Below are 21,335 nucleotides of genomic sequence, written 5' to 3'. Positions count from 1 at the left end.
GCGCGGGTCTGGTCGTTCTGCACAAGCGCGGCATAGCTTCGGGCGATGTCCATGTCCGACTGGAACAGCACCTTTTCGGCCTCGTCGATCACCAGCCGGAACAGGCGGGACCGTTCGAACATCCGCCGCAACAGGTCGAGACCGTCGTCACCACGCACTCGCGTAAAGGCCGACAGTGCCGAGCCGATGCCGTACCAGCCCGTCAGCATATGGCGGTTCTGGCTCCAGGCGAACACCCAGGGGATGGCGCGCAGATCGGACAGGTCGCGTGGGGAGGTGCCGAAGCGCTTTGCCGGACGCGAGCCGATCTTCAGCAGCGACAGTTCGTCGACCGGGCTGCTTTCATTGAAATAGTCGATGAACCCCGGGCTGCGGACCAGATCCAGGTATTTAACCTGGCTCAGACCGGACAGGGCTTCGAGGGCCTCGTTGAACTCGGGAGCGTCCGGCTGACCCTTCGGACTTTCCAATGTGTGGGCCAGAACCGCAGCGGACAGGTATTCGAGATTGCCGAGGGCGGTGCCCCGGTTGGCGAATTTTGCCGAAACGATCTCGCCCTGTTCCGTGACGCGCAGGCGGCCATCCACCGTACCGGGAGGTTGGGCAGCAATCGCCCGCCCGGCAGGGGCACCGCCCCGGCTGACAGACCCGCCCCGCCCATGAAAGAACGACACCTGCACACGGTGTTTTTCGCCGACGCGGCGCACTGCGGTCTGGGCCTTGGCGAGTTCCCAGTTCGAGGTCAGGAAGCCGCCGTCCTTGTTGCTGTCGGAGTATCCGAGCATGATCTCCTGCGCATCACCGGCCTCGCGCACGGCGCGGCGCACGATACGGTTGGCAAACAGCGTGTCGAGGATCTCGGTTGCAGCGCGCAGGTCGTCGATGGTCTCCAGCAGCGGCACCACTTCGATCCCGGTCGGCAGGTCCTGGGTGTCGGCGGCGGCGCTCCAGCGGTCCAGCAGGTATACGGCAAAGATGTCATCCGCAGAGGTGGTCATCGACAGGATCACCGCGCCGATTGCCTGCCGGTCCTGCGCCCGGGTCCGCGCGATGAGGGCGAACAGGTCCAGCGTTTCGGCGGCCTCGTCCGGAAGATCCTGCAAACGGCTGCGATCGAGCGGCGCATCTTCCTGCAGCGCCCGGGCAAGGGTCCGGGACCATTCCGCAGAGTTTTCGGGCGGGCAACTGCCATCCCGCGCCGTGATCACGGCGGCGACGGTGCGGTTTATCACCGTGGCGTTCTGACGGATATCGAGCGAAACCGTGCGGAATCCAAAGGTGGTGATCCGCCGGATCAGCGGGCGGGTGCGCCGCATGGCGACCCGGCGGGCACCGACGCGGATCAGCGCGGTATCCAGGGCTTCGACCAGGCTGGCAAACTCTTGCGCTGTGGCCATCGGCGTCGCCACGGACCCTGTGCCCAACATGGCATCCAGCCGCAACAGCAGCGCGGTCGCGTACTGTCGGAAGGGTTCGGCCGAATTGTGTATTCGGGTATGGTCAGCGGCCGCGCCGCACTGGTCAAGCAGCGCGGCCGTCTGGTCGAGGAATTCCTGCGGAACCTCGGTCACGCTGAGGCTGAGCGACAGGTCGCGGCACAGGTCAGCCAGTGCCGGACGGTAGGATTGGATCGCCGCGGTGCGATATTCGCACAAGGCGTCCCGTGTCACCTCTGCGGTGACATGCGGGTTGCCGTCCCGGTCCCCGCCGATCCAGCTCGAGAACCTCAGGAAGGGTCCCGGCGCAAGCCCCTCGTAAGATTGCAGCAGGGCGTGGTCCAATGTGTCCTGCAGGGCCGGAACCGCTGTATAAAGGACTTCGCGAAAGAAATAGAGACCCCACTGCACTTCCTGCGCGACGGTCGGCTTTTCAAGACGCAACTCGCCGGTGAGCCAGAGGATTTCGATTTCGGCCATCAGCGCCTGGAGATGCGCCTCCTGTTCCCGGGGGGCCCAGTTGCGCGCCAACAGATCCGTGAGACGGCGATAAATCCTGCGGTGGGTTTCCAATACGGTGACCCGCTTGGTTTCGGTCGGATGGGCGGTCATTGTGGGGGCGACACGCAGCTTTGCCAGCGCGGTCGCAACTTCGTCGGTGCTTTTGCCCCCCGCGGCGGCCCTGGCGATCACTTCGGCGAAGGAGCCGGGAATGTCCGAGGCCTGACCGGCGCGCTCGATCGTGCGGCGCATCTGCACCGCCTCGAATTCCCGCGCGATGGCCAGCAACTGGTGCCAGGTGCCAAGCGCCTGCAACGCCAGAAAGCGTTCTTCGGCAGGCAGGGTGTCTACCGGGCGATGACCGTCCAGCAATCGCGCGACGTCCCCAAGTTGACCCTCGGTGACAGACACGAGGCAATTGCGCAGCAAGGCATGGATATCGTTGTCCCGTACCCGCCTTGCCGCGTCGCGGCGCCGGGGCTCGGGGGTCGCTGACGGATCGGGGAGGGTGCTGGGAATGTTCATCGCGGCTGTCTTCCATGTCTGTGCCATGGGAGCATGAAACCCGTTTCTGCGCGGCACCGACAGCACCGGCCGTATAGAAACTGCTGACCTAACGTGGACATTGTGCTTACCCGATCGGGGACTGGCACTGCCCGGCTGTTCCGGACCGATTTGCGTCTTGGCCATGATGCGGCATTGTCGGGTTTCCTGCGACTTTGCTCCGTTTTGTTGGTTCACGGCATGCCGCATGCGTTGTTCGGGGTTTGTCTTTCAGACGCAGCATGGAGCCCCCCGGTGTTGCGGAATCCCCCACCGGGTAGCGGGCTTGAAATTCGAACCGGCAGTCAGCCCCATGCCTGAACGGGTTGGTCATGCGGAAAGGATGCTGAGACCCGACTGACCATCGTTTGCCTGCAAGCGTTGGGTGGCAGATACCGTCGCGACCCACCATACAGGTATTGATTCCTGCATGGTTCGGGGCATGGAAACAGTCGCAGCCTGCGAACCGATACCCCTGCGAGCTGCCGATTATCCCGGATTTGGTTGCACAGACTGGGTGATGGGCAGACGTCCCCAAGTCCTTGGCATTATATTCCGTGCGGACTCTATGACGACGGTGCCAGAAGCCGGGACGCGGTAGCGCGCCGCATTTTGTCCGCGAAGTGGCCACGGCGGGACATTCCATTCAATCGTCACCATTGGGCACGGCCGGGTTCAATCCGACCAGCCCCGAGACGCTGCTGCCGCCCGCACTTGCCCTGCTGCGGCAATGTCCGAACCATCTCGACACCACACCGGATCGATCGTGACCAGCGTTGAAAAGGCTTATGACAGACGGGCGCATTGTTCAAAATGACCACCTCTGCACAAATATACTAATTACATAATCAAAATTATCAGACTAATTCGCCCTACCGGGCGCGCGCTACCTTGAAGTGCGACTCCTGTTAGAAACCAATGGGTTATCTAATGAGGAGATTGTGTCATGGGAGCTGTCTACACGCAACTGAGCCTAAGAGAACGCCGGAGGATCGAGGATTGGTGGCATGCAAAGGTCCCCGTCCGTGAGATGGCGCGCGTTCTGCGACGCTCGAAAGCAACCATCCACCGCGAGATCAAACGCAATTTCTGGGCCGACGAGACCCTGCCAAGGAAGTACGCGGGCTACTTCGGCTCCGCCGCTCACCTGCAGTCGCAGAGGCGCCGAACGGTTCAGCGCAAGCTGATCCGGCATCCGGATCTCTGCAAGAGCGTGGTGGCTCGGATCAAGCAAGGATGGACGCCCGAGCAGATCGGCAACCGGATGATCCTTGAAGGCGCGATATTGCGAGTCTGCCATGCGCTGCCCGGCAGGGCTATTGCAAAGCAATAGCCTGAGAGGGAAACGATCTACCGCTACATCTACTCCAGGGAAGGCATGGCGCAGGAGCTGTGGTGGTACCTCCCCGAGCACCGTAAGTCGCGCCGACCGCGTCGTGCCAGAAAGCGCTTGCCGCCGAAGTTCGACCGCGATGTCAGCATCCTGTTTCGCCCGGACGACGTGGCGCACCGTCGCCAATTCGGCCACTGATGGTGTGGATACCTCACCCAGAAACGGCATCGCAACGTGCCAAAGTGGTGATGTCGAAAACACCTGATCGGAGGAGGTATCAATGGAAGAGGTTACAGTCATCGGCATTGATTTGGCAAAGTCGGTTTTCCAGTTGCCCGGCGCCACGGTGACCGGCGCGCCAATGTTCCGCAAGAAGCTATCGCGGGCGCAGGTCCTGAAATTTCTGGGCGAACAGCCGCCTTGCCTTGTTGCCATGGAAGCCTGCGCATCCTCGCATTACTGGGGACGCGAGATCATGAAGCTGGGGCACGAGGTTCGCCTGATCCCGCCGATCTACGTGAAACCGTTCGTCAAGCGCCAGAAAAATGATGCCAATGACGCCGAGGCCATCGCCGAAGCGGTTGTGCGCCCGACCATGCGGTTCGTGCCGGTCAAATCCGCCGAGCAGCAAGCCCGCTCGATGGTCTTCAAGACCCGCGATCTCTTCGTCCGGCAGCGCAACGCGATCATCAATGCTCTGCGCGGCCACCTGATGGAATATGGCATCATCGCGCCTCCCGGTCGGACATTCGTCAAGCGGCTGGCCAAGCAGATTGACGCTCCAAACAGCGATCTGCCGCCGGTCGTCATCGAACTCTGCCGGCTGCACCTCGACCAGCTCGACGCCGTAACAGAGAAAATCAAAAGGATCGAAAAACGCCTGAAAGAAGCGGCAGGATCCGACCCGGAGACAATCCGGCTTCAGACCGCTCCTGGCGTCGGCCCGGTCAGCGCCATGGCAATCCAGGCCTTCGCACCGCCGCTGGAGGGCTTCCGCCGCGGACGCGATTTTGCGGCATGGCTCGGGCTGGTCCCGGTACAGAAATCCACGGGCGGTAAACAGGTTCTCGGTCGAACGTCGAAGATGGGTCAGCGCGATATCCGACGGTTGCTGATCATCGGCGCCATGACCCGGGTTCGATGGGCGGTCCGAAACGGCGCTCCCAAGGGGTCCTGGCTGGAGCAGATGCTGGCGCGCAAACCCCGCATGCTGGTCGCCATCGCCCTGGCCAACAAGACCGCCCGGGCAATCTGGGCAATGATGACGAAAAAGGAAGACTTCAAGGATCCGGTCGCGGTCGCCTGAGACGGCTTTGGCCGGATGATGTGAGAAGGACATTTGGACAGTAAGGATAAGCGATCGGCCAGATCGAGGTTGGGGAAACCAGGCATTCCCAGAGAGCTCAGCGCTCGTGCCATTGATATGGACCCAACCTTCGCATCGCCATACCGGCCCGCGGCATGTGACGCGCCGCACATGAAGGCCTGACACATGACCGTACCCGATCACATGTTCGAACCGTCCAGAAGAAAGCTTGCATCGCCCGAGGTATCCACACATGGGAGTGCGACCTGATGATGTTCCGCAAGGAGCACGGCAAGATCAACGTGACCTCGCTGGTCGAGCGCGTCAGCCGCTTCACGGTGCTGCTGAAGAACCCGAGCAAGCGCACCAACCGGTGATGGGCAAGATCATGAAGGCAGTCCGCGACCTGCCGCATCTCGCGCGCAAATCCATCACCTTTGACCGTGGGACCGAGTTCGTCAGCTGGCCGCATCTGCAGGCCAAGCTTGGGACGCAGACGTGGTTCTGCGATCCCTCCTCGCCGTGGCAGAAGGGTACGGTCGAAAACACAAACCGACGTGCCCGAAGATGGCTGCCCCGCAAACGCGACATCACGGCACTCACTCCCTCTCATGGTTTGCAAGCAAACCACTGCCGGGCGGTGGATCATGATCTGAAAATGATCAGTGACCGCCTCAACGCAACACCCAGGAAATGCCTCGGTTGGAAGACACCAGCAGAGGTGTTCCGGGAAAAGATGATGGAGGAAATGGGTCGACGCCCCTACCCTCGAAGCCAATAGGAGTCGCGGTTCAAGTATCGCTCACACGAGAAAGGGACAGATCCAAAGTCAAAACTCTTAAATACAACAGAAGCTTATACAGATGGCATTGCCTGCAAAACTCCAGCCCGCACCAGAGTTCCGAAGTCCGCCGGAAGGTTCCGAAATGGCGATATCAATCGTGATCGACTGCCATCATGCTGTAACGATATGCGAAGAGCAGCGCCGTGCTCAGGCGTATCTGAATGGTCCCATGGTTATGGACACCGTCCTGGCCAATTTTGAGAGACGGAGGCTGGGACGAGTGCCAGAGTCCTGCGGGCCAGCACTCACTTTCGGGGCAAGGCATCGGTTCAGCGGGAGCAATAAACTTGACGCGCGGGCGCCCCCCGGTGACGCATGCAGTTGCTGGACAATCCCTGCGTCCCCGTCAGTGACGTCCCAATTACGGTACGGAAATGGATCGGCGGGTGAACGTGACAACACCGCCAGGCGCATGTTTTCAGCCCACCTTATCCATCCCGCCGTGCCGGATCGCACCGCTCTGCACCGGCATCGACCTCGTCAGAGAATGTCGCCTGCATGGCTTTGCGGCGAATCTTGCCAAAGCCATCCCGCGGAAGGGTTGTACAGGTCCGGACCACTTTCGGCACCTGTGACGGGGCGAGGCGCGCAGCACAGAACGTCCGCAGCGTGTCGGTCTCCACCGCCGCCAGAAGCACCACGCAGGCCACGACCCTTTCGCCCCAGTCGCGGTCGGGCATACCGAAGACCACAGCATCGGTGACATCCGGATGCTGCAGCAGCGCCGCCTCGACCGTCTCGGGGTGTACCTTGGTTCCTCCGGTGTTGATCACGTCGTCCCGCCGCCCGCCAAGGTAGAGAAAGCCCGCCTCGTCCAGCCAGCCGAGATCACCGATGCTTTGAAAGCCGTCGGCATCGCGGCTGGGTTGCGGCGCATCCGGACCAAGATAGTCTGCGCGCCCGCCAAGATCGTCTGGCCGCATGTAGATCTCGCCCGCCGCACCCGCAGGCAATTGCGCACCCTCCGGGTCGTAGATGCGGATCTCGGTCTCGAATCCGCGCCCGACAGAGCCGCGGTGCGTCAGCCATTCCGCGCCGGTGATCGTGGTCTGTCCGGTATTCTCGCCCGAGCCATACATCTCGGTCACGCGGTCCGGTCCCAGCAGCTCGATCCAGGCCTGTTTCAGCCATGCGGCGCAGGGCGCGCCGGTGTGGTAAAGCGCGTGCAGGTTGTTCAGGGTCACGCCGCTGGCAGGAAGCGCATCCAGCATCCGCACCATCATCGTCGGCACCAGCATGGCAAACCCGACATCGTGGGCGTCGATCGCCCGCAGTGCTCTGGCGGCGTCGAACCGCTCCATCAGGACCAGGCGATTGCCCTCGAACAGCCCGTTCTGCGCCCAGGTGAAGGGCGCATTGTGTGACATCGCACCGCAGACAAGCTGCGTCTGGTCGCAGCGAAAGCCAAGCCGGGGCGCGATGCGCCCCCAGCTTGCGCCGGGCGTCCGGGTATGGGGCAGATCGTCTCTCATCATTTTGGGCAGACCGGTCGATCCTCCTGACAGCACGATCTTGCCCGGCCGCGGCGTGCGGTCGGGCACCGGTGTTTCGGGCAGGTCACCCGCTTCGGCCTCGAATCCTGCAAGGTCCAGATCACCCAGGCCCGGCGTCGCGCCGATCACCAGCCGCGCACCGCTTCGCGCCTTCATGGCCGCGGCGGTGGCGGAACTCATCCCGGGGTCGAGCACCATCACCGTCGCCCCCACCCGCCAGACCGCAAGCGCCAGCGCCAGATGCGCGGGCACGTTGCCAAGTGCATAAGCCACGACATCCCCCTGCCCCACCCCGCGCGCCATGAGGCCGCGCGCGTAGCGGTCCACCAGCCTGTCGAGGTCTGCCCAGCTCAGGGAAACGGCCGCGCCCTCTGCGGGCAGAAAGCGCACCGCTTCCGCCCTGCCCCTTTCGGCGGCCAGAAGGCGCAGCCGGGTGCCGTAGCTGATCCGGACATCGGCAAACACATCCGGCATGCTCAGACCTCCTCGAAGAGAATCTCCTGTGCGCCCTGCCAGAGCACCCTGGGCCCGATCTCGGCCAGCTTGTCCAGGTTGGAGGTGAGGGTGATGAAGTGGTTGCCCGCGAGTTGCCCCATCTTGGACGCGAAATGAACCCCGCCATAGGCCAGCAGGATCTCGGTTTCCGATATGCCGCCCGGATAGAGGATGAACTGCCCCGGCGCGGGAAAGCTGGTGTGATTCTCGTAGTCCACGCCGAAGTCGGTTTCGCCCAGCGGAATCCAGACGCCCTCGCCGCTCCAGCGGACGTGAACGACCTTGCTTGCATAGGGAAGCTGCGCGCGAAACGCGGCGACGGTCCTGGGGGCCTTGTCCTCTTCGAACTTGGCGTCGAAAACGATTCCGGCGATGGTGATCTTGAGCATTGCGGTCTTTCCTCTGGTCTATCCGGTCAGTCGATTAGTCCGACAAGGCGCGGCAGGAACAGCGACAGGTCGGGGATGATGGTCACCGCGATCAGGATCGTGAACAGCCCGGCCAGCGGCCAGACCAGCCGCCGCGAGACGGACAGCACGGGCCGCCCTGCCACGCTGGACGCAACGAACAGCGACACGCCATAGGGTGGCGTCACCGTGCCGATGGCGCAGTTCAGGATCACGAGCAGCGAAAAATGGATCGGGTCTACCCCCATCTGTGCCGCGATGGGCGCAAGCACCGGCACGATGATCAGAATTGCCGCGATGGTTTCGAGGAACATCCCGACGAACAGGAACAGCAGGTTGGCGATGATCAGGAACACAAGCTGCGAGGTGGACACGCTGATGATCCACGCGCCCAGCATTGCGGGAACATTGGCGTTGGCGATGAGCCAGGAAAACACGGCGGCCGTGCCGATGATCAGCATGACGGCGGAACTCAGCGACGCGGTGCGCAGGATCAGGTTGGGCAATTGCCGGACCTTGAGATCGCCATAGACGAACAGCCCGACGAGCAGACCATAAAACCCCGAGACGGCGGCGGCCTCGGTCGGTGTGAACACCCCGCCCAGGATGCCGCCCAGGATCAGCACCGGCATGCCGGCGGCAGGCAGGGCCGCCCAACCGGTGCGGCGCAGGCGCGCAAAGGTGAATGGCTCGGTCTCGCGATAGGCCGCGCCGCCCCGGCGGGCCTGAAGGTAAGCCACGATCATCAGCATGATGATGCACAGCAGCCCCGGCAGCACTCCAGCGATGAACAGCGCGCCGATCGACACGTTCGACACAACGGCCAGGATGACCATGGTCAGGCTTGGCGGGATCACCTGGGCGATGGACCCGGCGCAGGCGATCAGCGCCGCGCCAAAATCCACGTCATAGCCACGGCGCCGCAACTGCGGCTGCATGATGGCCGAGATCGCGGCGGTGTCCGCCGACCCCGACCCCGAGATCGCGGCAAGACCGGCGGCGGCCAGGCAGGACACCTGGTACAAACTGCCCACCATCCAGCCGATCAGCGCCGAGGCGAATTCGACGATCCGGCGCGAGATGCCGCCCGCGTCCATGATCACACCGGCAAACACGAAGAAAGGGATCGCCATGAGCGTGAAAGAGTTCAGCCCGGCAAAGACCCTCTGGCTGACGATGGCCACCGGCACGTCGGTGGTTGTCACCAGCGCGATGACCGCCGAGGCGCCCAGAACAAAGACCACCGGAACCCCGAGGACAAGCAGCGCGACAAAGGCAATAGCGATGACCAGCATGTCAGACCGCCTCTTCCGCGTCTTCGGGTTGGGGTGGCGGAAACGGGTCGTCCCAGCGCTGCAGGACAGAGAGCAACAGTTCGAGGGCCATGTAGGCGGCTCCGGCAGGCAGGCAGAAATACATGTATTTCATCGGCATCCGCAGCGCGGGCGAGGTCTGGAAATCTCCCATGCGGATCAGGGGCAGGCTGCCCCATGCCAGCACCGCGAGAAACGCCATGCAGACCAGCGCAATGGCGATCATCGCCCCGCGCGCGGCAGGCAGGGGCAGCGCGGCGGGCACCATGTCGATGGCCACATGCTGCCCCCGCGCCACGGCGACCCCTGCCCCCAGAAGCACCAGCCAGATCTGGCTGAAGGTGGCGATCTCGGCCGCCTGGGCGATGGAATAATTGAAGACATAGCGCCCCCCCACCTGCACCAGCACGGCGATCATCATCACCGAAAACAGCAGGATCACCGCGCCCGACACGACGCGGCGCAGGACAAGGCAGAGACGTTCGACAAGCAAGACCATGCGCGCGTTCCTTGACGGGGAGGAAAGACCCGGCCGCGGTGGGCGCGGCCGGGCTTATCATGCTGGATCAGCGATCACTCGACGGATTTCAGCAGATCAAAGATCTTTTTCTGTGCATCGGTTTCCAGATACTTCTGCTGGACTGCGGCAGCGGCTTCGCGGAAGGGCGTATCGTCGGGACGGGTGATCGTGACCCCGACCTTTTCCAGATCGGCAAAGCGCGCGTTGTCGCTGTCGAGATAGGCCTTGCGCTGGATCTTGCCCGCGTCCATCCCGGCCGCGTCCAGCGCGGTCCGCACCTCTTCGGGCAGGGCGTCGTAGGCGGCCTTGCCCATGATCACCGGGGCAACCAGTTCCAGCCAGCCGATCACGGCCCAGTCCGGTGCGACCTCGTAGAACTTCTGCGAAAAGAAATTGGTGTTGGCCGCCTCGGCTCCGTCGACGACGCCGGTTTCCAGTGCGCCGTAAAGCTCGGTATAGGCCAGCGGAGTCGGGTTCGCGCCAAAGGCGGTGAACGTGTCGACATGCGCCGGGTTCTGCATGGTGCGGATCTTGAGACCCGCCATGTCCTCCATCGTTTCGATGGGCTTCTTGGTCATGATGTGGCGGGTGCCGGCGGAAAAGATCGCCAGCAGGTGAAAGCCCTGACCGTCCAGCGCGGTCTGGATTTCCGCGATCACCGCCGGGTCGCTCAGCGCGCGGTCCATCTGCGCGGCATCGGTGAACAGGAACGGAAGCGAAAAGACCGACAGGTCCGGCACGAAGTTCGACAGTGTCGAGTTCGCCGTCACCGCAACATCCACGGTGCCGATCTGGGTGCCCTGGATGCTCTCCATCTCGTCGCCGAGAGTGGCGTTGTCATAGACCTCGATCGTCGCGGCGCCGCCGGATTTCTCTTCGAGAATTTCCGCCATCCTGCGCAGGCCGACGCCATAAGGCTCGTCCGCATTGGCATTGTGGCTGGCCTTGAGCGTGATGCCCTGTGCGTAGGCAGGGGCTGTCAGTGCAGCCGCACCCAGCGCCAGGCAAAGGGTCAGATTGGTGAGTTTCATTTGTTTGTATCCTTGTCTCTCTGTTGGGTCGGATCTGGCGGCCCCGCGCGGAGCCTGGGTTCAGGCCTCGGCCAGAAGCCCGAGATTGCCTAGAATTGTCCGGAGTTCCGTCCGCCTGCCCTCGGGCAGCGGCAGGCGCGGCGGACGCGGCTCGCCCGCCGGACGGCCCACCATCGCCATCGCGGCCTTGGTGGCGGACACGTAGAGGTCGCCGGCCAGAGCGTTGATCAGCGGCAGGCTCCTGAGGTAAAGGGCGCGGCCCTCTGCCGAGCCGTCGACCGTCCGCTCGAAGGTTTCGGCGGAAAGTTTCGGCGCGATGTTCGCCATGACCGAGGAATAGCCCTCGGCCCCTGCAAGGTAGCTTTCCCACGGGTAGTAGCCGGCGAAGACGGTCATCCGGCCCTTGCAGGCCTCCAGCAGCTCCGTCACCCGGTGCACGTTCTTCGAGGTGTCCTTGATGTAGGAAATGTTGTCGACTTCGGACAGCCGTCCAACCAGCGAGGCACTGAGGTCGACATTCGCAGTGAACGGGTTGTTGTAGAGCATGACCGGGATGCTCAGCGCCTCGGCCACGCGGGTGAAGTGCACACCCAGTTCCGCCTCGGTGGGCGAGGAATAGTAGGGCGGCACCAGCATCACGCCGTCAGCACCCAGATCCTCTGCTTCGCGGCTGAGCGACACGGCCTCGTCCGTCCACTCGGCGGCGGTGCCGATCAGCACGGGCACCCGACCCGCGGCCTGAACGATCACCGTCTCGGCCACGGCGGCGCGCTCTTCGCGCGTCAACGACAGGAACTCGCCGGTGGAACCAAGCGGGATCAGCCCATGCACACCCTCGGCGATCTGCCAGTCCACATAGGACCGCAACGCCACAAGGTCGACGCAACCGTCGGCGTCGAACGGCGTCACGCAGACGGTGTAGCTCCCTCTGAAAGTCATGGTCGTCCCTTCCGGCCCTGTCGGCGCATTGCCGATCCAAACATCTTGCATATACCATTTATGTGATCAGATACTGAGTCAACTCGGGGACCCGTCCAGGCGACCCGTTTCACCGCCAGAACAGGAGACATCCCCATGCCCTTCATCGAAGTCAGCGACCACGGTCCCGGCGAACAAATACGGGAGTTTGCGAGCCACCATATGACTGATGGTCTCTGCCAGGCCTTCGCGATCAAGCCCGAAATCGTCACCATCTATTATAATTCCATGGGTTACTATTCCTACGCGCATGCCGGAAAATATGGCGAATCCGCTGAAAATATGCGCATCTTCATAAAAGTTCATGCTTTCCCGCGTTCCGCCCAGCTGAAGGCCGACGCGGCGCGGCGCATCACCGACGCGGTGGTCACCGCCTATGGCGCGGCCCCGAAAGATGTCATTGTCTACTTTTTCGACACGGCGCAGGCAGACGCCTTCCACGGCGGCGCGGCCTCGGCTTGACGCGACGGCCTTTACGGGCGTAGCTCCGTGATCAGATCAAATCATAAAAATGCAATCGGAGATCATATTGAACCAGTTCTACACCGAGGAGCAAAGCATGGTGCGCGATACAGCGCGCCGGCTCTCCGACTCGCTTCTCGCGCCCGCCGCCGCCGCCATTGACCGGGACAACACCTTCCCGCGCGAGATTTACCTGAGCCTTGCCGAACAGGGACTTTTCGGCGTCGCCCTGCCCGAAGAAGCGGGCGGTGTCGGGATGGACGCGATGACCGCCTGCATCGTCATGGAAGAACTCGCACGCGGCTCGGGTGCGGTGGGAAACGCTTTCGCCATTCCGGTCGAGGCGGCGCTGTTTCTCTACCATCACGGCACGGCGGAGCATCACAAACTGATTCCCGGCGTGCTCGATGGCAGCGTGATTCCCGCCACCGCAGTGACCGAGCCGGACTGCGGATCGGATGTCGCGGCGATTAAGACGACGGCCCGGCGCGAGGGTGATGAATTCATCATCACCGGCACCAAGGCCTGGGTCACGTTCGGCCAGGTCGCCGACGTGATCATGGTCTTTGCCAAGACCGATGCGGAGGCCGGGCACCGGGGCATTTCCTGCATTCTGGTCGAGACGGACCGCCCCGGCGTGATCAAGGGCAAGAGCGAAGAGCTGCTCGGGATGCACGGCCTCGCCGAATGCGTGGTGAGCTTTGACAGCGTGCGCGTGCCGGTCGGAAATCTGATCGGACCCGAAAACGGCGCCTTTCACATGGCGATGGAGAACTTCAACTTCTCCCGCCTGATGATGTCCTCCATGGCGCTTGGCATGGCGCAGGCCGCGATGGAGGATGCCATCGCCTACGCCCATGACCGCAAGCAGTTCGGCAAGCCAATCTACGATTTTCAGGCGATCCAGTTCATGGTGGCCGACATGTCCAGGGACATCGCCGCCGCCCGCCTGCTGATCCACCATGCCGCGCGGCTTTACGATGCGCGCCAACCCATCGCGCTCGAAGCGGCGCAGGCCAAGCTCTTCACCACCGACATGGCGCAGGTGCACATTTCCAACGCGTTGCAGATCCACGGTGGCAACGGCTATTCCCGCGCGTTCCGGGTCGAGCGGCTGTTCCGCGACGTCCGCCTCAGCCAGATCTACGAGGGCACCAACCAGATCCAGCGCATGATCATCGCGCGCCAGGTAGAGAAGATGTACACATGAACCTCCATTTCGAAGACGTGGAGGTGGGCGTCTCCTTCACCACGGCAAGCCACCGGATCACCGCGCAGGACATCGCCGCGTTCTGCCGTCTCACACGGGATTTCCATCCACTGCACACCGATGAAACCTATGCAAAGGCACAGGGATTTCCCGGGATCATCGCGCATGGCCTTTACGGCCTGTCGCTGATGGAGGGGCTGAAGACGGAACTGCGGCTGTACGAGGAAACCTCCATCGCATCACTTGGCTGGAACGCCGTGCGGTTCGTCGCCCCCATCGTCGCAGGCGACGTGGTGCATGTCGAAATGGCCTTTGTCGCCAAGCGCGAATCCGCCTCGCGCCCGGCCGGCGTGATCACCGAGTCCGTGCGCCTGCATCGCGCAGACGGCGCGCTGCTCATTGAAGCCGAACATATCTCCTTGATCCAAAAGGCCCCCTGACGGATGGTGCGCCGCATGACCGAAGAAGATCCCGACACCGCGCAGAACTCTGTCGATCAGGCCACGCGCCAGATCCGCGAGGATATCCTTGCGGGGCGCATCGCGCCGGGCGCGCGGCTGAAGACGGCGGAACTGGCCAAGCGGCTGGGATTTTCCACCATGCCGCTGCGCGAAGCGTTGCGCAAACTCGAAGGCGAGGGCCTGGTCGAGATCGAGCCCAACCGCGGCGCGACCGTGCGGCAACTCGACCGCGCCTACATCACCGACCTGTTCGAGCTGAACACCGAGCTGCGGATCTTTGCCGTCAGGCGCGGCATGGCTGCATTGACGCTGGAACGCATCCGCGAGCTTGAGGCGCTGGTCGCCAATTACCGCGCGCAGATCGCGGCAGGCGAAGATCTGGCCGCCATCGAGACCAACCGGAGTTTCAACGTGCGGCTGGTGACTTTCGGGGGCAACCGCGAGGCGCTTAGGGTCTTCCAGCGCGGATGGGACACGATCTTTGCCTTCCGCCGCGGCTATGGCTACGGCACCGGACGACGGCAGGTCATGGCAGAAGAGATGAACCTGCTCATTGACGCGCTGAAACGGCAGGACGCGCCCGCTGCCGAAGCGATCCTGCGGATGCAGAACGCCGCGATGATGGAGGACCTCGTGTCCCGGATCGCATCGGAAGAGTGAGGCTGCGCGCCGCCCCCGTCCGGGCCCGCTGTCCCTCAGACGCCAAACGCCTGACTGGTGCCGCGTTCCAGATAGGTCCCCTGCCCCGGTAAGCCGGTGATTTCGCCGTCCTGAAAGATCGTGCTGCCGCGCAGGATGGTGCGCACCGGCCAGCCCTTGATCGCCATGCCCTCGTAGGGGGTATAATCGCAATCGTGGTGATGCAGGCTTTGCGACATGGTCACCTCGCGCCCTGGATCCCAGAACGTCAGGTCGGCGTCGCTGCCCACGGCGATGGTGCCTTTGCGCGGATACATCCCGAACAGTTTCGCCGGATTGGTCGAGGTCAGCGCCACGAAGCGTTCGATCGGAATCCGCCCCTTCGAGACACCTTCCGAAAACAGGATGGGCAGGCGCGCCTCGATCCCCGGAATGCCGTTGGGCACCCAGCGGAACGAGGTGCGCGCGCCCGCGACATCCTTGCCCATGGCATCCTCGAACCGGAACGGACAATGGTCGGACGAGAACAGGTCGAAGGTGCCGTCGCGCAGCCCTTCCCAGATCGCCTGTTGCGAATCCAGATCGCGCGGCGGCGGCGAGCAGACGTATTTCGCGCCCTCGAAATCCATGTTCAGACCTTTGAGGTTCTCCGCGGTCAGCGCGATGTACTGCGGACAGGTTTCGGCCCAGACATTCATGCCGCGCTTCTTCGCCCACTGGATCTGCTCCATCGGATCGCGGCCGGAAACATGCACGATGCAGATCGGCACATCGGTCAGTTCCGCGTGCGAGATGGCGCGGTGCGTCGCCTCGCGCTCGACACTCTGAGGGCGGCTTTCGGCGTGATAATAGGGCGCAGTCCTGCCGGTCTCTTCCAGCCGTTTGGCCATGTAGCGGATCGCATCGTAGCCCTCGGCATGGACCATGACCAGGGCCTTTTCCCGCCGTGCCACGTCAAAGACATCCAGCAGCTGCGCGTCGTTCAACACCATGTCGTCATAGGTCATGAAGACCTTGAACGAGGTGTAGCCATCCTTGACCAGCGCCGGCAGTTCCTGCCCCAGAACCTGCGGTGTCGGGTCGGTGATGATCAGGTGGAACGAGGTGTCGGTATGGCATTTGCCCTCGGCCGCCTTGTGATAGGCGGTCACGGCCTCGCGCAGCGACTGGCCCTTTTGCTGCAGGGCAAAGGGCATGACCGTGGTGGTGCCACCGGCTGCGGCCGAGCGCGTGCCGCTTTCGAACCCGTCGGCCATGACCACGCCGCCGCCCTGGGGTTGTTCCAGATGCACATGCGCGTCGATGCCGCCGGGCAGCACCAGCAGGCCCGAGGCGTCGATGTCCTCATGGGCGGCGCCGACGTCTTCGGCGATCGTCACGATGCGGCCGCCGCGAATGCCGATCTCGGCACGGTAGCGGTCTGCGGCGGTGACGATTTCGGCGTTGCGGATGGCGGTATCGAGCATCTGGGGTATGTCCTCTGGCCGGTCAATTGGCCCGCAGCGCCAAGGGAGGAGATGCCACGGGCCGGTCACTCAATTTGTCAGGGCCTGGTACAGCGCCTTCTGACCATCGGTTGTGAGCTGGCTTTCATAAAGCGGTTTGGACGCTTCGATGAACGGGGTGGTATCGGGGTGGGTGATCCTGACCCCCTGCGCGGCAAAGCCGTCAAGCAGCGGCTGCTCCTGATCCACGACATACTGGCGCTGCCAGGCCGCGGCCTCTTCGCCGGATTCCATCAGTGCGGTCTGGATCTCGGCGGGCAGCGCGTCATAGGCGGCCTTCTGCATGGTGACGGGCGCGGTCATGTTCAGCCAGCCAACCAGCGCGAAGGACGGCGCGACCTCGTAAAACTTCATGCCGTCATACCCGGTCGAGGCGCCCTCGGCTCCGTCGACCACCCCTGCCTGCAACGCGCCGTACAATTCGCTGTAGGACATCGGCGTCGGGTTGGCGCCATAGGCGCGGAAGGCCTCGACGTGAACCGGGTTCTGCATGGTGCGGATCTTCATGCCGGCCAGATCACCGATGCTCTCGATGGGCTTGGAGGTCATCAGGTGGCGGATGCCCGAGGAGAAGACGCCCAGCAGTTCAAATCCAGCCGCGTTGGCCGAGGATTCCAGAAGGTCGAAATTGGCATCCAGCTTCTCGCCAAGGGCGGGAATCGTGGGAAACAGGAAAGGCATGTCGAACACCTGGAAGTCCTCGACATAGTTCGACAGCATCGAATTCGAAGTCATCGCCATGTCGAGCGAGCCGAGCATGACGCCCTCGATTATCTGCGCTTCGTCCCCCAGCTGGCCGCCGGGATAGATTTCCAGCGTGGCGGCACCGTCGGTCTTTGCCTCCAGCAGTTCCTTCATTTTCTGAAGGCCCATGTCCTGCACCTCGTCGGCAGCGTTGGTATGGGCGATCTTGAAGGTGTATTCGGCTGCAAAAGCCGGGGCCGCGGCCAGAGCACAGGCGACGACCAGGGAGGTGAGCGTTCTGTTGGACATGTCTTTTCTACTTTCTTCTTGCTTCGGATGGGTTGGTTGGAGCGGCTGTGTCAGTTCATCAGGACCGAAGGCAGCCAGAGGGAAATGGCGGGAACGAAGGTCACGAGCATCAGCGCGGCAAACATGCACCCGAACGGCAGCCAGACCTTGCGCGAGACCTGTTCGATCCGCCGACCCGCCACTGACGCGGCGACGTAAAGGCAGATGCCATAGGGCGGCGTGATCAGCCCGATGGACAGGTTCAGCGCGGCAATCACGCCGAACTGCACCGGGTCGATGTCGTAGCTCCGCGCCAAAGGCAGCAGGATCGGCAGCAGGATCAGGATGGCCGAGATGCTTTCCATGAACATCCCCACCACCAGCAGCAGCAGGTTGACGATCAGCAGAAAGACCACCGGGTTGTCGGTGAAGCCGGTCAGCCAGCCGCGCAGCATCGCCGGAAAGCCCTGTGTTGCGATGATCCAGGTGAACACCGAAGCCGTGGCGATGATGATGAGCACCGTGGCCGATAGGCTGATGGCGCGCAGCAGGATCGCGGGAAGGTCCGACAGCCTGAGTTCGCGATAGATGAAAAGCGTGACCATCAGCGTGGTGAACAGCGCCACGCAGGCGGCCTCGGTCGCGGTAAAGATGCCGCCGGTGATGCCGCCGATGATGACGGCCGGCACCAGCAAGCCCGGCGCCGCATCCAGAAAACCGGCGCGCAGCCGCGCCAGGGTGAATGCCTCCCGGTCGCGATAGGCCACGCCTCCCTGCCGGGAATAAATCCAGCACCCCAGCATCAGTCCCGTCATGACCAGCAGCCCCGGCACCACGCCGCCCAGGAACATCGCGCCGATGGACTGGTTTGCCGTGATGGCGATCACGATCATCACGATCGACGGAGGAATAATCGAGGCGAGCGAGCCGGATGCGGCTATGACGGCCGCCGCGAGGTCGATGTTGTAGTTCCGCCGCTTCATCTCGGGCGTCATCACGGCGCTGATGGCGGCCGTATCGGCCGACCCCGAGCCCGAGATCGCGGCAAGTCCGGTGCCGGTGACAATTGCGACAAGGTAGAGGCTGCCGGTGATCCAGCCCACCAGCGCCGTGGCCAGGTTGACAAAGCGGCGGGCGATGCCGCCGGCCTCCATCAACAGGCCGGAGGCCACGAAGAACGGGATCGCCATGAGGGTGAAGGAGTTGATGCCGCCATAGACCCGCTGTGCCACGATGGAGATCGGGGCCGTTGTCGTCATCTCGATCGCCACCAGCGCAGCAATGCCAAGCGCCAGCACGATGGGAATGCCCGAGATCAGGAGAAGCAGGAAACCGCCTGCTGCCCAGATCATGCCGCCGCCTCGCCCGGATCATTGGGGCCACCAGGTCGCAGGATGCGCGGCAGGCCGGACAGCGCAAATTCCAGCAGAAAATAGCCAAATCCGACCGGCAGCGCCATGTAGGGTACCGCCATGGGGATCCGCAGCGCCGGCGATTTCACCATGAACCCGATCGCCACCAGCGACAGCGACCCGATCACCACCACGCTCAGGAACCACGCCCCCAGAGCAAAGCTCGCCGCCGAGCACAACCGCTGCACCGGCGGTGGCGCCTTGCGGATCAGGAAGTCGACGCCGACATGCTGGTTGCTGCGCATGGCGATGCCCGCCCCCAGCAACGTCAACCAGACCTGCGCAAAGGTCGCGGTCTCCTCGCTCCAGGCGATGGAATAGTTGAAGACGTAGCGCCCGGTGATCTGCGCGAGGATCGCCAGCGCCATGTACCCAAGCAGCAGCAGCGCCACCCCATCCACCAGCCGCCGCAGCCCCCACAGACCAAGGGTCAGGACCCGGACCAGCCTGCTGTCTTTCCACGTTCGCGGGGCCGACACCGGGTCGGCGGAACGGGTCGTAGCATTTGTCATTGATGCGCCTTCCTGTTGAGCGGCGCGGGGTATGGCGGAGCCTTGCAACTGTCCATCCCGGGCCGTGTTGCGCTCAGGTTACCGGCAATGGCGGGCGGTTGAAGAACCGCGACTATAAGAAGACTGATACCAACTATTTATCCCGCACTTTTCCTGAATATTTCCGCGGAATCTGCATTACCTTCAAAACAGACGCATAAGGCCAATGACCGCAAAGTGAGCAATACCTGGTGAACCGAACAATTCTTGAGCACACGACAAATCCGGCCGCGCATCTCTGCGGCCTCGCCTTCTGTCTTCTTGGCCGCGCAGAGGCCGTTCTGCTGGCGCGCGGGGCGGGATTCGATTTCGTCGTCATCGACATGGAGCATGGGCCGCTGGGCCTCGGAGACCTGGGTCAGACGGCCGCGGCAGGGATCGCGGCGGGCATTCCGGTCTGGGGCCGGGTCACCGGACCGGGATCGGGCGACGTGGCGCGGGTGCTGGACTGCGGCGCCACCGCCGTCGTCGTGCCGCATGTGGACAGCGTCGCGGATGCGACCCGGATCGCCCGCGCCTGCCGGTTCTCACCGCGCGGCGCCCGCGCCCTGCCGGGACCGCTTCCGGGGCTGGACTACGCGCTGATCCCTGCGGCCGACCTGTGCGCCCGGACCGAAGTCGGCACACAGGTGATCGCGATGATCGAAAGCGCCGAAGGACTGGCAGAGGTCGAAGGGATCGCCGCGACCGATGGCATCGACATGCTGATGATCGGTTCCAACGACCTCGCCGACGGGCTGGGCCTGCGCGGACAACTGGATCATCCCCGCGTGCTGGCGGCCTTTGTGACGATCGCCGAGGCCGCCCGGCGCAATGGCTGCGGTTTCGGGGTCATGGGGCTGCCGGCGCACCTGTTGCAAAGCCATGCGCTCGCCCTCGGCGCCACCGCCATCGTGGCCACGAACGAGACAAACCTGATCGTCGAGGGCGGCGCCGCATTGCTGGCGCGGCTGCGGGAACGGCAGGTCAGTCCGGAAACCCGGGTCGATGCGTCGCGGCCCTGACTTCCGCGATCCGCAGCGCCGCGCGTTCGGTAAATGCCGCGATAAAGCGCCGGGTCTGCCGCGACGCGGTCTTGGCTCTGGGGACGGCCGCCGACAGCGCAAACCTCAGTTCCGGCGCATAGGGGCGCACGACAAGACCCGGCTTCAGTGCGGAAAAGGCCGAGAGTTCATCAACCAGCGTCACACCCCAGCCGTCTCGCACGATCCGCGCGGCGGCATTCATGAAGCGGGTTTCGATGGTGGGGCGGTAATCGTAGCCGTCGGCGCGAAAGCTTTCGGCGATCATCAGCCCGATGCGGTTGGCGACCTGCGGACCGACCAGCGGCCGTGTCGTCAGATCCTTTGGGGTGACCTGGTCAAGCTTTGCCAGCGGATCGTTCTCTGAACACAGGCAGACGGCGCGCAATTCATCGACCAGCTCGTATTCCAGCGCCTGACGTTCGTATCCGGCGATGATAAAGGCCACATCGGCCAGCCCATTTTCCACAACCTGCAACACGCTGTCGAGCGGGCGCGTCTCCAGGGATATCTGGATCTGCGGATATTCATTCGCGTAATCCGCAATCACGCGCGGCAGCACGGCCTCTGACAACTCGGCCGTAGAGGCCACGCGAATGCGCCCGATACGGCCCATGCGCAGATCCGTCGCACGCTGATTCACCGCGTCGCGCAGCAGGAACAGCGGTTCGGATTCCTCAAGCAGGATCAACGCTTCTTCGGTCGGCGTCAGACGGTTGCTGACCCGTTCGAACAACGGAAAGCCAAGCACGCTCTCGATATGGCGGATGGTGTTGGAAATCGACGGCTGAGACATGCCCAGACGTTCCGCCGCGCCGACCGTCGTGCGGTATTGCACCACGGCGCGGAGAATTTCGAGTTGCCTGAGATTGAGCATGTCGCGGCCCCGATCCATCCTGGC

18 protein-coding genes and 2 pseudogenes are annotated in these 21,335 nt (G+C 63.4%); 8 read left to right on the top strand and 12 right to left on the bottom strand.

The window, feature by feature from the left end:
• On the bottom strand, positions 1–2,489 hold a 2,489-nt coding region (locus FOY53_RS17310; protein WP_222435284.1), incomplete at its 3' end, for a phosphoenolpyruvate carboxylase.
• A gap of 937 nt (positions 2,490–3,426) precedes the next feature.
• On the opposite strand from FOY53_RS17310, the pseudogene FOY53_RS23775 reads away from it, so the two are divergent.
• From FOY53_RS23775 to FOY53_RS17290, 3 genes and pseudogenes are all read left to right on the top strand, one after another.
• Positions 3,427–4,008: pseudogene (locus FOY53_RS23775) on the top strand (transposase); the annotation flags it as partial.
• A gap of 85 nt (positions 4,009–4,093) precedes the next feature.
• Positions 4,094–5,119, top strand: coding sequence for an IS110 family RNA-guided transposase (locus FOY53_RS17295; RefSeq protein ID WP_146591171.1), 1,026 nt, complete (start codon positions 4,094–4,096; stop codon positions 5,117–5,119).
• Positions 5,120–5,318: 199 nt separating this feature from the next.
• Positions 5,319–5,900 (top strand): annotated as a pseudogene (locus tag FOY53_RS17290) (IS30 family transposase); the annotation flags it as partial.
• A gap of 491 nt (positions 5,901–6,391) precedes the next feature.
• Here the strand turns inward: FOY53_RS17290 and FOY53_RS17285 are convergent.
• From FOY53_RS17285 to FOY53_RS17260, 6 genes are all read right to left on the bottom strand, one after another.
• Positions 6,392–7,930, bottom strand: a complete 1,539-nt coding sequence (locus tag FOY53_RS17285) for an AMP-binding protein (RefSeq protein WP_146591169.1) — start codon at positions 7,928–7,930, stop codon at positions 6,392–6,394.
• A gap of 2 nt (positions 7,931–7,932) precedes the next feature.
• Complete coding sequence (locus FOY53_RS17280) at positions 7,933–8,340, bottom strand: DUF3830 family protein (RefSeq protein WP_146591167.1); 408 nt, start codon at positions 8,338–8,340, stop codon at positions 7,933–7,935.
• 26 nt (positions 8,341–8,366) lie between these two features.
• A complete protein-coding gene (locus FOY53_RS17275; RefSeq protein ID WP_146591165.1) occupies positions 8,367–9,653 on the bottom strand; it encodes a TRAP transporter large permease in 1,287 nt (428 codons plus the stop codon).
• A 1-nt stretch (position 9,654) separates the two neighbouring features.
• Positions 9,655–10,170: a TRAP transporter small permease gene (locus FOY53_RS17270; RefSeq protein ID WP_146591163.1), complete on the bottom strand. Its 516-nt coding sequence runs from the start codon at positions 10,168–10,170 to the stop codon at positions 9,655–9,657.
• 74 nt (positions 10,171–10,244) lie between these two features.
• Positions 10,245–11,222 (bottom strand): TRAP transporter substrate-binding protein, encoded by a 978-nt coding sequence (locus tag FOY53_RS17265; RefSeq protein WP_146591161.1) that lies wholly within the window; start codon positions 11,220–11,222, stop codon positions 10,245–10,247.
• Positions 11,223–11,282: 60 nt separating this feature from the next.
• Positions 11,283–12,161 carry a dihydrodipicolinate synthase family protein gene (locus tag FOY53_RS17260; protein ID WP_146591159.1) on the bottom strand — a complete coding sequence of 293 codons (879 nt, stop codon included), beginning with the start codon at positions 12,159–12,161 and terminating at the stop codon, positions 11,283–11,285.
• Positions 12,162–12,296: 135 nt separating this feature from the next.
• On the opposite strand from FOY53_RS17260, the gene FOY53_RS17255 reads away from it, so the two are divergent.
• Genes FOY53_RS17255 through FOY53_RS17240 form a run of 4 tightly spaced genes read left to right on the top strand, consistent with a single transcriptional unit; the run spans position 12,297 to position 14,993 of the window.
• Complete coding sequence (locus FOY53_RS17255) at positions 12,297–12,662, top strand: tautomerase family protein (RefSeq protein ID WP_146591157.1); 366 nt, start codon at positions 12,297–12,299, stop codon at positions 12,660–12,662.
• Positions 12,663–12,711: 49 nt separating this feature from the next.
• A complete protein-coding gene (locus tag FOY53_RS17250) occupies positions 12,712–13,872 on the top strand; it encodes an acyl-CoA dehydrogenase family protein (RefSeq protein ID WP_281289586.1) in 1,161 nt (386 codons plus the stop codon).
• The gene (locus tag FOY53_RS17245; protein ID WP_146591153.1) at positions 13,869–14,312 is read left to right on the top strand and encodes a MaoC family dehydratase; all 444 of its coding nucleotides are present in this window, start codon (positions 13,869–13,871) and stop codon (positions 14,310–14,312) included. The genes FOY53_RS17250 and FOY53_RS17245 overlap by 4 nt, the downstream gene beginning before the upstream one ends.
• A 15-nt stretch (positions 14,313–14,327) precedes the next feature.
• Positions 14,328–14,993, top strand: a complete 666-nt coding sequence (locus FOY53_RS17240) for a GntR family transcriptional regulator (protein ID WP_186766649.1) — start codon at positions 14,328–14,330, stop codon at positions 14,991–14,993.
• Between the two features lie 35 nt (positions 14,994–15,028).
• On the opposite strand, the gene hydA is transcribed toward FOY53_RS17240, so the two are convergent.
• The 4 genes from hydA to FOY53_RS17220 form a co-directional block, all read right to left on the bottom strand.
• The gene (gene hydA / locus FOY53_RS17235; protein ID WP_146591149.1) at positions 15,029–16,438 is read right to left on the bottom strand and encodes a dihydropyrimidinase; all 1,410 of its coding nucleotides are present in this window, start codon (positions 16,436–16,438) and stop codon (positions 15,029–15,031) included.
• A gap of 69 nt (positions 16,439–16,507) precedes the next feature.
• The gene (locus FOY53_RS17230; RefSeq protein ID WP_146591147.1) at positions 16,508–17,470 is read right to left on the bottom strand and encodes a TRAP transporter substrate-binding protein; all 963 of its coding nucleotides are present in this window, start codon (positions 17,468–17,470) and stop codon (positions 16,508–16,510) included.
• A 50-nt stretch (positions 17,471–17,520) separates the two neighbouring features.
• Complete coding sequence (locus FOY53_RS17225; protein ID WP_146591146.1) at positions 17,521–18,801, bottom strand: TRAP transporter large permease; 1,281 nt, start codon at positions 18,799–18,801, stop codon at positions 17,521–17,523.
• A complete protein-coding gene (locus tag FOY53_RS17220; protein WP_146591144.1) occupies positions 18,798–19,373 on the bottom strand; it encodes a TRAP transporter small permease in 576 nt (191 codons plus the stop codon). Before FOY53_RS17220 ends, FOY53_RS17225 begins: the two co-directional genes overlap by 4 nt.
• Before the next feature lie 230 nt (positions 19,374–19,603).
• Here FOY53_RS17220 and FOY53_RS17215 point away from each other — a divergent pair, with 230 nt between their 5' ends.
• Positions 19,604–20,416: an HpcH/HpaI aldolase family protein gene (locus FOY53_RS17215; RefSeq protein ID WP_246107447.1), complete on the top strand. Its 813-nt coding sequence runs from the start codon at positions 19,604–19,606 to the stop codon at positions 20,414–20,416.
• Here FOY53_RS17215 and FOY53_RS17210 read toward each other — a convergent pair.
• The gene (locus FOY53_RS17210; protein ID WP_246107446.1) at positions 20,379–21,311 is read right to left on the bottom strand and encodes a LysR family transcriptional regulator; all 933 of its coding nucleotides are present in this window, start codon (positions 21,309–21,311) and stop codon (positions 20,379–20,381) included. The two genes, FOY53_RS17215 and FOY53_RS17210, sit on opposite strands and share 38 nt — an antisense overlap.
• Positions 21,312–21,335: the final 24 nt, after the last annotated feature.

This window comes from Puniceibacterium confluentis (assembly GCF_007923445.1).
In the GTDB taxonomy this organism is placed as follows: Bacteria; Pseudomonadota; Alphaproteobacteria; order Rhodobacterales; family Rhodobacteraceae; genus Puniceibacterium; species Puniceibacterium confluentis.
This window is presented reverse-complemented; position numbering and strand designations above follow the sequence as displayed.